This window comes from Streptomyces sp. P5F9, from assembly GCF_057961495.1.
Genome location: NZ_JBXVPZ010000750.1, coordinates 1 through 2,843, shown reverse-complemented (window position 1 = coordinate 2,843; position 2,843 = coordinate 1). Strand labels below are relative to the sequence as shown.

General features: G+C 70.4%; 3 protein-coding genes. All 3 read right to left on the bottom strand.

Annotated elements, in window-relative coordinates; all coding sequences use genetic code 11:
- Positions 1–953 (bottom strand): ADP-ribosylglycohydrolase family protein (locus tag AC31A1_RS49505; RefSeq protein WP_489659610.1); only part of this gene is annotated, 953 nt, incomplete at its 3' end.
- Positions 950–1,678, bottom strand: coding sequence for an NUDIX hydrolase (locus AC31A1_RS49500; RefSeq protein ID WP_489659609.1), 729 nt, complete (start codon positions 1,676–1,678; stop codon positions 950–952). The genes AC31A1_RS49500 and AC31A1_RS49505, both read right to left, overlap by 4 nt.
- 143 nt (positions 1,679–1,821) lie before the next feature.
- A partial coding sequence (locus AC31A1_RS49495; RefSeq protein ID WP_489659608.1) for a pseudouridine synthase occupies positions 1,822–2,843 on the bottom strand: 1,022 nt, incomplete at its 5' end.

Sequence of the window (2,843 nt, the reverse complement as noted above, 5' to 3'; positions counted from 1 at the left end):
GGCCATGCGTCCACCCCCAGATGCGCCCCAGCGAACGCCCCCGTGAGGCAGGCGATCGAGTCCGAGTCACCGGACGTACAGGCCGCACGGCGCAACGCGGTCACCGGCTCCTCCACGAAGAGCAGGAAGCACAACAGGCCGGTGGCCAGGGCCTCTTCGGCGATCCAGCCCGCGCCGGTGGCCAAACACGGGTCGGTCTCCGGAGAGTTGGCGCGTACCGCGTCCTGGAGCCGATCCAGGATCTCCAGGCACTCGTCCCAGCCGCGTGCGATGAAGTGCTCGGGCGTGGGGTCCTGGCTGCGCGTCCACAGGTCGCCGAGCCAGCGGTGGCTGTACCGGGTGCGGTTCTCGACGGCGTACGACCGCAGCAGCCCGACCAGTCCGGTCGGTTCGGCACCCTGCGCGAGCAGCCGTACGGCGTGCGCGGTGAGGTCGGACGCGGCGAGGGCGGTCGGGTGGCCGTGGGTCAGGGCGGACTGCAACTGGGCGGCGCCGGACCGCTGTTCGTCGTCCAGACCGGGGATCAATCCGATCGGTGCGACGCGCATGTTGGCGCCGCAGCCCTTCGAACCGATCTGGCTGGCGTCCTGCCAGGGCCGCCCCTCCGCCTTCAGCAGGTTGCAGGCGACGAGGCAAGTCCGGCCGGGGGCACGGTTGTTGTCCGGCGACTGATACCAGTCCACGAACTCCTCACGCACCGGCCGTTCCATCCGCCTGGGCCCAAGCAGCCCCCGTTCCATGGCAGTTCGCAGCCCGCGCCCCAACGCCAGCGTCATCTGCGTGTCGTCGGTGACGATCGCGGGCTTCGGCAACTCCATCTCCCGCCAAGGACCGCACTTGGCAAGAATGCTGGGCACATCGTTGAACTCGGTCGGGAAACCGAGCGCGTCCCCGAGGGCGAGGCCGATCAAGGCTCCGGTGGCGGCACGCTTGCGTACGGTGGTCGTGGTCATGCGGGGTTCCCTTCCCGGGTCGGCCGGAGCAGCGGTGGATACAGGGCGGTGGCGGTCCCGGCTCGGTACAGCGCCGCCGGTTTGCCGCGACCGCCGGTCAACTTGGCCCCGCCCAGCACCGGTTCGACGAAACCCGGCGTCGCGAGCACCTTGCGGCGGAAGTTGGGGCGGTCCAACTCCGCGCCCCACACGGTCTCGTAGACCTGTTGCAGTTCCCCGAGCGTGAACTCGGGCGAGCAGAAGGCGGTGGCGAGGGAGCTGTACTCCAGCTTGGCGCCCACCCGTTCGTGCGCGTCGGCCAGGATCCGGTCGTGGTCGAAGGCGAGCGGCCCGAGCGCGTCGTAGGGCAGCCAGCGGGCCTGCGCCGCGTCGCTGCCCGCACGCGGCTCGGGCGGGTCGGGCAGCAGCGCGGCGAAGGCGACGGTGACGACCCGCATCCGGGGGTCGCGGTCGGGCTCGCTGTAGGTGCGCAGTTGCTCCAGGTGCAGCCCGGAGACGTCCGAGAGGCCCGTCTCCTCGGCGAGTTCACGCCGGGCGGCCGTCTCCGCGGACTCGTCCGGCGCCACGAAGCCGCCCGGCAAGGCCCAGTGCCCGGCATACGGCTCCTGGCCGCGCTCGACGAGCAGCACGTGCAGGGCGCCGGCGCGGATCGTGAGGACGGCGAGGTCGGCCGTGACGGCGAAAGGTTCGAAGGCGTACTTGTCGTAGGCCGGTGTTGTGGTCATGAGCAACCACCCCCTTTAATAGTCAGTCAGACCATAAAGAGTGGCCGCGCCCGGGCGCAACCCCCGCACCCGAGGAAACCGAAACGGCCGGCCCCGGAGAATCCGGAACCGGCCGTCACAAGCAAGCCGTAAGCAGGCAGGACCTACAGATCGACTTCCTGCATCAGCATGCCGACCTCGGTGTTCGACAGCCGTCGCAGCCAGCCCGACTTCTGGTCGCCCAGGGTGATCGGGCCGAACGACACGCGCACCAGCTTGTCGACCGGGAAGCCGGCCTCCGCGAGCATGCGCCGCACGATGTGCTTGCGGCCCTCGTGGAGGGTCACCTCGACCAGGTAGTTCTTGCCGGTCTGCTCGACGACCCGGAAGTGGTCCGCACGCGCGTACCCGTCCTCCAGCTGGATGCCGTCCTTGAGCTGCTTGCCCAGATCGCGCGGGATCGGGCCCACGATGTGCGCGAGGTAGGTCTTCTTCACGCCGTACTTGGGGTGGGTCAGCCGGTGCGCCAGCTCGCCGTGGTTGGTGAGCAGGATCACACCCTCGGTCTCGGTGTCGAGCCGCCCGACGTGGAAAAGGCGCGTCTCGCGGTTGGTGACGTAGTCGCCGAGGCACTGCCGGCCCTCGGGGTCCTCCATCGTCGCGACGACACCGGCGGGCTTGTTCAGCGAGAAGAACTGGTACGACTGCGTCGCCACCGTCAGCCCGTCGACCTTGATCTCGTCGTGCTCCGGGTCGACCCGCAGACCCTGCTCGACCACGATCTCGCCGTTGACCTCGACCCGGGACTGCTCGATCAGCTCCTCGCAGGAGCGCCGGGAGCCGTAGCCCGCGCGCGCGAGGACCTTCTGCAGCCGCTCGCCCTCCTGCTCGGCGCCCGGGAAGGTCTTGGGCGGCTTGATGTCCTTCTTGCCCGCGTACCGCTCCCGGTTGCGCTCCTCGGCCCGCGCGTCGTACTCACGCGAGGTCGCCGGCGCCCAGCGCCCGCGTCCGGTGCTCTGGCCCTGCTTGGGGCCGCCCTTGGCACCGCCACGTGCCGCCGCACCGCGCCCTGACTTGGGACCTTCGTGAGATCCCGTGGGGCCTACGTCGTAGCGCCGCTCTTCGGGACGCGGCTTTCCGGCGCGCTTCGGCTTGTCGTCGCGGCCTCCCGCACCCCTCGGCTGGG

What these genes read in the sequence shown, in the direction of transcription:
- AC31A1_RS49500 (WP_489659609.1), bottom strand. Translation starts at nt 1,678, where the DNA reads ATGACCACAACACCGGCCTACGACAAGTACGCCTTCGAACCTTTCGCC.